We start from the raw sequence: 7,530 nt of genomic DNA, 5'->3' as shown, positions 1-7,530 counted from the left end.
TGATCGTGTTCGTGAGGAACGAAACGTTGCCGGTCGCGGAGAAGAGCTCGATACCAAGGGCGAGGCCACCAACTCCTCCGTTGCCCCCCGCCAAGGTGTTGGACGACCCGCCGTCTCCACCGCGGCCGCCCTGGATGGTCGTCAGCGTATTTCCCTGAATGGAAACCGTAGTCGCGGCTCCGATCGCGATTCCGGCGGCCGGCCCGCCGTTCCCACCCGGGCTGCCCGCGAGGGCACCCCCGTTCGCCCCGTCACCGCCACGCCCTCCGCGGATCGTGTCCATCGTGTTTTGCCGGATGATGACAGTCCCCGTGGCGTTGACTAGAATCCCCGCGCCGGTCTGTCCCTCCGCACCCACCCCGGCATCCTTGGCGAAGACGCCTTGGATGGAATTGCCGGTGATGTTCACGGAGGACTGGTGATCGATGAACATGCCCAGCGCGTACGTGCCGCTCACGTTCGTGAGCCGGTTATCGAGGATTCTGGCCGACCCTGACGTCGTCGTTTGAATTCCGACCACCGTGCCGTTAATCGAGTTCCGGTTGAGCGTTGCGGTCGAGGACGTGAGGAGGACTCCGACCGCGCCGATTCCGTGGGCGTCAATGTCGTTGTCCGCGACCACGGACGACGAGGACTCGAGGTGGATGGCGCCGCCGGCCAAGAGAATCGTGTTGTTGTTGATGGCAGGCGAGCTGGACCGTGCGGTGACCGCCACTTGAACCCGGGTCAAGTTGGACCAAGTGACCGAGCCCGTGGAGCCACCATCGAACTGGATGCCCGCCCATGCGATCACCGCCGTCTGGTTGTTGAGGAAGTCGATCATGTTCCCCCGGGCCCCGTTCGCGTTCAGCGTGCCGTTAACGTACAGACGGACGCCGGGGTCCGCTTTCACGGTGACACCGGGTTCAATGGTGAGGACGCAGCCCACGTCCACCACGGCACTGCGATTGAGAATCCAGGTGTCCCCCGTCAGCCAGGTGACGGCCGGGTTGCCCTTGCAGATTGAACCCCAGGCGTAGAACGGTCCGGCCGCGGCCACCCGGGGCGCCAGGACCACGAGACCGACCAGGGTGGTGGCGACGAGGACAAGAACGACCGCCACGCTGGGCCCGCGGTGCCTGAAGCTGGACGCGTCCATGGTGAGCACTCCTGGGAGGGAAGATGTGCGGGCGGCGTTGTTCCCACGATATATTAGGCAAAGGGCGCCGTTACCGACCGTGATAATGGATTGCATGCGAGGGACGGGGAAGCTTCATTAGCCGGTCCCAGGTTGGGCGCCACGATGGCCGAGGACGTGCTGGATATCATCTTCTCGCCCCGGTCCATCGCCGTCGTCGGCGCCTCCCGCCAGCCGGGGAAGATCGGTTACGAGTTGGTCCACAACCTGGTCATCAACGAGTACAAGGGTCGCATCTATCCCGTGAACCCCAAGGCGCAGGCGATCCACGGCCTGCCCTGCTACCCGAGCGTCACCGCGCTGCCCGAGCCCGTGGACCTGGCGATCATCACGGTCCCCGCGGCGGTCGCCCTGCCCGCGGTCGAGGAGTGCGGGAAGAAGGGGATCCGGGGGCTCATCGTGATCACGGCCGGGTTCCGCGAGATCGGCGGCGTCGGCTTGGACCGGGAGAAGGAACTCGTGGCCCTGGTCCAGAGGTACGGCATGACCATGATCGGCCCCAACTGCATGGGGGTGATCAACTCCCATCCCGATGTGCAGCTGGACGCCACCTTCGCGCCCACGCCGCCGCTGCGGGGCCACGTATCCCTAATCACACAGAGCGGGGCGCTCGGGGTCGCCATCCTCGAGCACGCGAAGTCCCTCGGCCTGGGGTTCGCCAAGTTCTGCTCCCTCGGGAACAAGGCCCAGGTGAGCCTCAACGACCTCCTGAGCGCGTGGAAGGACGACCCGGAGACCAAGCTGGTCGCCGCGTACATCGAAAACTTCGGCAATCCGAAGAACTTCGTGCGCATCGCCCGGGAGGTCACGAAGAAGAAGCCCGTAATCGCGGTCAAGGCGGGCCGGTCCGAGGCGGGCGGCCGCGCGACGGCGTCCCACACGGGCAGCCTGGGCGGCTCCGACCTCGCCGCGGAGGCCGTCTTCAACCAGACGGGTGTGCTCCGGGCCAACTCGATCGAGGAACTCTTCGACTACACCATGGCGTTCTCCCTCCAGCCGCTGCCCCAGGGCAACCGGGTCGCGGTCATCTCGGACGCGGGCGGACCCGCCATCATGGCCGTGGACGAGCTCGCCGCGCAGGGCCTGAAGCTCGCCGAGTTCACGGACGCGACCGAGGCCTCCATGAGGGCTTGGGCGCCTCCCGATGCGTCCGTCGCGAATCCCATCGACCTGACCCCCGAGGGCTCCCTGGACGACTATCGGAAGGCGCTCGAGGCGGTCCTCGCCGACCCCAACGTGGACGCCGCGATCGCGGTCTACGTGCCGCCCGTGCGGACGGACGAGGTGGAGTGGGCCAAGGTGGTCTGGACGACCGCCGCGAAGTTCCGCAAGCCCGTCCTCTGCAACTTCCTCGGCCGGACCACGGACAGCCCGGGCTTCATGGAGCTCGTGAACCACAGCCTGCCCTCCTACCTGTACCCGGAGAACGCGGCGCGCGCCCTAGCCGCCATGTATCGCTACGCCCAGTACCTCAAACGGGACGAAGGGCACGTCCGGACGTTCGAGGTGTCCCGGGCCACCGCAGGGACCATCTTGGACAGCGCGCTCGGCGAGGACCGGACGCGCCTGACCGAGATCGAAGCCGTGGAGTTCCTGGAGGCGTACGGCCTGACGACGGCGCGGGCGAGGTTCTGCAAGGACATCGACGACGCCGCGCGTGCGGCCCGGGTCCTCGGGTATCCCGTCGTCCTCAAGGCGGTCGGCAAGCAGCTCCTCCACAAGACGGAGCTCCGGGCGGTCGTGCTCGACATCCGGGATGAACGTGCGCTCCGCCTCGAGGGAATGCGGCTCCTCCACCGCATGGAGACCCAAGGGATCAAACCGGACGGCATCCTGGTCCAGGAATACATCTCCCGCGGAAAGGAGGTCATCCTGGGGATGACGCGCGACCGGGTCTACGGGCCCTTCCTCGTGTTCGGGCTGGGCGGCGTCTACGTGGAGTACGTGAAGGACGTTTCCTTCGGGCTCCCGCCCCTCACGGACCAGGATGCGTACCGGATGATCCGCGCGATCCGGACCTACCCACTCCTCGCGGGCGTCCGGGGCGAGGCCCCACGAGACATCGACGCCCTCGCGGAGGCGATCCTCCGGTTCTCCCAGCTCGTCCTCGACTTCGACCAGATCCAGGAAATCGATCTCAACCCCATTGAGTCCCTCGAAGCGGGCAAAGGCTACCGCGCGGTCGATGCGCGGATCATCCTGGCGGCTCCGGAAGCCCCGGATTGAGGGGTCACGGCTTCGCGAGCGGACCGTTCACCTCGATCCGCAGCCCGTCCGGATCCCGGATGTAGGCAAAGGAGCAGGGGACCATGGCGCCAGGAAGCGATGGGCGGATCTCTGGCGTTCGAGCCGTCACGCGACGGCCATGAGGACGATGCCCGCGAAGATGAAGGCGAGGCCCCCGTACTGCACCGGGACCAGGCGCTCGCGAAGAAGGACCGCGGCAAGGCCGACGGTGACCGCGCTGAAGAGTCCGCTCAGGGTCCCGACGATGGCCACGGAGCCCGCCGCGACCCCGAGATTGTACGTGACGAACGCCGCACTGTCCAGGACGCCGACGAGGGCGATGGGACGCACGAACTCCCGAGGGAGGCGTCGCACGTCGGCGATCCCCGCCAGGATGGTAACCCCGATGGCCCCGACTCCGATCACACGCACGTAGGCGGCCGCGGTGAACGCGCCCAGGTCCCCGACGAGGAACTTCAGGGCGAAGTAGAACACCCCGTAGCCCAGGAAGCAGCAGATGGCGCTCACGAGCCCCTTCCGCGCGTCCTTCGCGGGCGGATTGTCCGGGTGGGCCTCCGCCCTCGAGATCAGGACGACTCCTAGCAGGGCGGCGGCGATCCCGGCGACGGCGACGAGGGTCGGCCGGTCGGGCAGGAACAGGAACGCCAGGACCGCGGTGACCGCCGGGAACGTGGAGACGACCGGCGAGACGACGGACAGGACACCGTACTCGAACGCTCGGTACAGAAAGAGGGAGGCGACCACGTTGAGGATCGCCAGGGCGGCGGCGTAGCCCCACATCGGGGTCCAGTGCCAGAAGCCCCGCTCGAGCAGAACGGCGGCGGGGACGAGCAGGACGAGGCTGAACAGCTCCATGTAGAACAGGACGTACAGGTGCCCGATCCGGCGCGCGGCCTGGCGGGCCACGAAGTCCCCGCTCCCGTACCCCAGGGCCGTGGCCAGGCCGTACAGAAGGTCGGACGCCGTGCCCACGAGGACCCCGCCTCCCCGATGAACGGTCGGCACTTAGGGTTGCGGGTCACGTGGACGGGCGGCGGGAAAGACGCAATCGTTGTAGCCTCGCACGCCATACCCCGGGTGCGAGCCCGTGCGGGGAAGCGAATGATCCAGCTCGATGTGGACCTGGCCGACCGACCCGGGGAGCTTGGCAAGATCCTCCGGATGCTGGCCGAGGAGTCGATCAACATCGATGCAATGAGCGCCAACTCGGGTGCGGGTCACTCCTACGTGAGCCTGATCACGGACCAGCCGATCAAGGCGCGGCAGACGCTCGGCAAGGCGGGCTTCGCGTGCACCCAGCGCACCGTGATGGTGGTTACCGTGCCGGACGCCCCGGGCGCGTTCGCGGCACTCGCGAACAAGCTCGGCGCCGCGGGCGTGGACATCGAGAGCGTGGTCCACCTCGAGACGATCGGAGATCGCGTGCAGCTCGCCATCGGAGTGGACAACCTCGATGCGGCGCGTCCCCTCGTGTAGGGATTCGGCCGCGGAGCGATGCGGTTATCGGGTTCGATAACGAGAACGTGCGAATGCCGTAGAAACGCTCAAATGACCGCGCACTCCTATCTCCTCCCACCGCGCGAGAAAGGGAGAGGAGGGCGCATCGTCATGCCAAGGATTAGCGAGCCGGGCGAGAAGAGCCGAGACGCCATCGGGGTCGTCCCGACGGGCTTCGCGACCCGGGGACCGAAGACCATGCCGCGGGTCGACTACGAACGCATTTTCGTCCTCGACAGCCGCACGAACCTCCTGGGGGAGTACGCCCTGAACGACGAGTGTCCCCTGGAGAGTTCGGATCTCATGCGGTCCCTGCCCGTCAGCGGCCTGCGTCACCTCGTCAGCTTCTACCAGGGCGAGTACGCGTATACGCCCTTCAAGGTGGACGACCTCTGGTTCGTGATCCTGACCCGCGGCGTGCCCCGCATCGAGGAGCGCGGCTCCGTGGGGACCCTCCTCGCGGCTGCCCGGATCCACATCCCGCCCATGATCGAGCCGCTCCTCGCCAAGCGAGAGACGGACCTCCGGGCACGCGAGCAGGAATTCGCCCAGCGGGAATCCGAACTCAGCCGGCGTGAGCAACGCGCCTCGATATTGGACGCGAACCTTCGGCTCGCCTCCACGCGGCTGAACGAGATGGAGGCCGACGTCCGCGCACGAGAGGCCAAGTTGGTTACCCTCCGCGACTACGCGGTGCAGATCCAGCGGACGTTCGTACCTCAGAAAGAGGACAAACCGAAGGAGGCGCGCCCCGGACCGTCCTCGTTGGCGGCCCCGTCCTCGTGAGGCGGCGAGCGCCGCGGGCTCAAGAGTTTCTCAGGTTCGATAACCAAGAGCCGCTTCTTAAATAACCTCGTCGGGAGTGGATTTTCGCACGGTGGCAACGCGAGGTCCAGCCCTCGCGGCCGAGGCGGACAGCGCATGCAAGGGGTTCTCGCGACCCTGGTCATAGGCTTCGTCATCAGGGCTCTCGGCCCGGGCCTCGGCGCCATCCTCATGGCGGTCCCTTCGAAGAGGGCCACCCGCGCCCAGCTCAAGAAGATCTACGTCCTGAATGAAATGGGAGACATGGACGGAGAGTACGTTCTCGATCCGGAGTGCCCGATCGACTACAACGATTTCCTGAAGGTCCTGCCGGACGCCGGAATCGGCGATCACGAGGCGCTCTTCGTCGGGGAGTACGTCTTCACGGCGTTCCAGAGCGGAAAGTTCGTCTTCGTTCTTCTCTCCCGGGGCCAACTCGGGCCCGAGGACATGAGCTGGACGGCGACGCTCCTCACGGCCGCCGATGCCCATCTTGCGGCGGAAGCGAAGACGGGAGCTGGACCCCGGACCGTGGAGTCCCCGAAACCCAGTCCCGAGGTGGAAGCCGGGATCTCGGACCGGCAGGCGAGGCTCGACGCGCGCGAGAAGGAACTCGCGAGGCTCGAGGCCCAGCTCCAGGCCGACGAGGCGAACCTGAGCGGCCGCGGCGAGGAATTGGGTCGGCAGAAGGAACGCTTGGTGTCCCTCGCCGACTACGTCAGCCAGATGCAGCAGAGCGTCGCCGCGGGGCTGGAGCGTTCCCGCAAGTCCCTGGAGATGACGGAGCGGATCTCCGCCTCCACGGCGGAGAGCCACAACCTCGCCGACGCGAAGGCCCTGGCCGACCTCCGTCAGCAGTTCGACGACGAGCGGAAGGCGCTCATCCGCGCGCGGGACGAACTCGAGTCCAAGTTCCGCGAGGCATCGGACAAGGTGCACCAGCTCGAAGCGCAAGGCAAGGAGACCGCGGAAGCGATCGCCAAGGAACGCGCCGAGACGGCGGCCCGGGAAGCGGAGGCCGAGCGCATGCGCGCCGCAATCGACGCACGGGTTCAGGACCTCAGCCAGCGCTTTGCGACCATGGCCAAGGAACGGCTCATGAACTCCCACAAGCCCGCGACGGCTTCGCCCGAGGCGCCCGGGGCCGATCTCGATTCGGCCAAGGCGGAACTCGCGAAGGAACGGAAGTTCCTCCAGCGCAGGGCCATCGAGATGCTCGACCGAGAGGAGAAGGTCCGTGGGCGGGAAACCGCCCTGGAAGAGCGCGAGGCCACGCTGGCGAGGCGCGAGCAGGACCTCGGCGCCCGCGAGAGGGCCCTCTCGAAGCCCGCACCCCCGCCGCCCGCGCCGAGTGGCGTCGACGCCGACGAGGCCCGCAAGGACATCGAACGCCGGGTCAAGATCATTCAGCAAAAGGCCCTCGAACTGCTCGACCGCGAGGAGAAGTTGCGGAAGCGCGCCGCCGAACTTCAAGCCCTGGAAGCCCGCCTCTCGGGGAGCGTCCCGGCGCACTAGCCCGCACCCTGTGGTACTCCTAGGGAATCAGGTCAGATAACCACCCGACTCCCCTTAAATAGGTCCGGGAAGGCTCGATTCCTTCTTGCGATTCGCCGCGGCCAGGGAAGACCCGCTACGGCACCGGACGAGGACCATGGCGTTTCCGTCGCGCACACCGGCATCTCGATTCCGACCGGCCGCGCGGACACGCTCGACGGTGGGGTGTTCGTGAGACCGGCCGTCGCGGCGACGCTCGTCCTCGTCCTCGTGGCAGCGGCGACTCTGGTCCTCGTGGTCCACAGACCCAT

General features: G+C 67.1%; 7 protein-coding genes. 4 read left to right on the top strand and 3 right to left on the bottom strand.

The features are described 5' to 3' along the window. The coding region (locus tag VEY12_00935) for a hypothetical protein (protein HYM38697.1) at positions 1-1,138 on the bottom strand (1,138 nt) is incomplete at its 3' end. Between the two features lie 144 nt (positions 1,139-1,282). On the opposite strand from VEY12_00935, the gene VEY12_00930 reads away from it, so the two are divergent. Then, entirely contained in the window at positions 1,283-3,403 is a 2,121-nt protein-coding gene (locus tag VEY12_00930; protein HYM38696.1) for an acetate--CoA ligase family protein, read from the top strand. A 126-nt stretch (positions 3,404-3,529) separates the two neighbouring features. Here the strand turns inward: VEY12_00930 and VEY12_00925 are convergent, their stop codons facing one another. Next, positions 3,530-4,396 carry a DMT family transporter gene (locus VEY12_00925; GenBank protein ID HYM38695.1) on the bottom strand — a complete coding sequence of 289 codons (867 nt, stop codon included), beginning with the start codon at positions 4,394-4,396 and terminating at the stop codon, positions 3,530-3,532. Positions 4,397-4,525: 129 nt separating this feature from the next. On the opposite strand from VEY12_00925, the gene VEY12_00920 reads away from it, so the two are divergent. The 3 genes from VEY12_00920 to VEY12_00910 all read left to right on the top strand — a co-directional run bounded on the left by VEY12_00920 (position 4,526) and on the right by VEY12_00910 (position 7,240). After that, on the top strand, positions 4,526-4,900 hold the full coding sequence (locus VEY12_00920) for a hypothetical protein (GenBank protein ID HYM38694.1): 375 nt from the start codon (positions 4,526-4,528) through the stop codon (positions 4,898-4,900). A gap of 132 nt (positions 4,901-5,032) precedes the next feature. Continuing rightward, the gene (locus tag VEY12_00915; GenBank protein HYM38693.1) at positions 5,033-5,707 is read left to right on the top strand and encodes a hypothetical protein; all 675 of its coding nucleotides are present in this window, start codon (positions 5,033-5,035) and stop codon (positions 5,705-5,707) included. A 135-nt stretch (positions 5,708-5,842) separates the two neighbouring features. Continuing rightward, entirely contained in the window at positions 5,843-7,240 is a 1,398-nt protein-coding gene (locus tag VEY12_00910; protein ID HYM38692.1) for a hypothetical protein, read from the top strand. Between the two features lie 54 nt (positions 7,241-7,294). Here VEY12_00910 and VEY12_00905 read toward each other — a convergent pair. Next, positions 7,295-7,530 (bottom strand): hypothetical protein (locus VEY12_00905; protein HYM38691.1); only part of this gene is annotated, 236 nt, incomplete at its 5' end.

This window comes from Thermoplasmata archaeon (genome assembly GCA_035632695.1).
GTDB lineage: Archaea > Thermoplasmatota > Thermoplasmata > RBG-16-68-12 > RBG-16-68-12 > RBG-16-68-12.
This window is presented reverse-complemented; position numbering and strand designations above follow the sequence as displayed.